Genomic DNA, 699 nt, shown 5'->3' with positions numbered 1-699 from the left:
GTGATCTGGGTCGGATCCATCTGCCCGCCGGCACCACCCGCCACAATCACCGGGATCTTGTTGCGCTTGCAGAAGGCAATCAGCGCCACCTTGGCCTTGACCGAATCGATGGCATCCACCACATAGTCAAACTCCCGATTGATATGCTCGGCCAGGTTGTCGGGCGTGACGAAATCATCCACCTCGATCACCTCGCAATCCGGATTGATGGCGCGAATGCGCTCTGCCATCACCTCGGTTTTGGGGCGACCAACCGTACCCTGCATGGCGTGGATCTGGCGATTGGTGTTGGTAATGCAGATATCATCCATGTCGATCAGGGTGATCTGGTTGATGCCGGCTCGGGCCAGCGCCTCCGCCGCCCAGGAGCCTACCCCGCCGATCCCCACCACGCAGACCCTGGCCTGACTGAAGGAGCCAAGTGCGCTCTGACCATAAAGACGGGCAATGCCCCCGAATCGCTGTAGATATTCTGCTGTCATACCATCACCTTGCTTGAGGGCGGCCATTATAACGACAACTAAAGCCAGCGGCGATCATCAAGATGGCTCGGCATAGAGAAAGGAAGAGGGGGGGGATAATGGTAAAAGCGGGTGTCGAATAGTCGGAAACGAAAAAAGCCCAGTCGTTAGACTGGGCTTCTTGTTACTGGCGGAGCGGACGGGACTCGAACCCGCGACCCCCGGCGTGACAGGCCGG

At 58.5% G+C, this 699-nt stretch carries 1 protein-coding gene; it reads right to left on the bottom strand.

The features are described from left to right. A partial coding sequence (locus AAC083_RS23295; RefSeq protein ID WP_258224757.1) for a tRNA threonylcarbamoyladenosine dehydratase occupies window positions 1–482 on the bottom strand: 482 nt, incomplete at its 3' end. Between the last annotated feature and the right edge of the window lie 217 nt (window positions 483–699).

The sequence above is a fragment of the Aeromonas sp. HMWF014 genome (assembly GCF_963878295.1).
Classification (GTDB): domain Bacteria; phylum Pseudomonadota; class Gammaproteobacteria; order Enterobacterales; family Aeromonadaceae; genus Aeromonas; species Aeromonas popoffii.
This window is presented reverse-complemented; position numbering and strand designations above follow the sequence as displayed.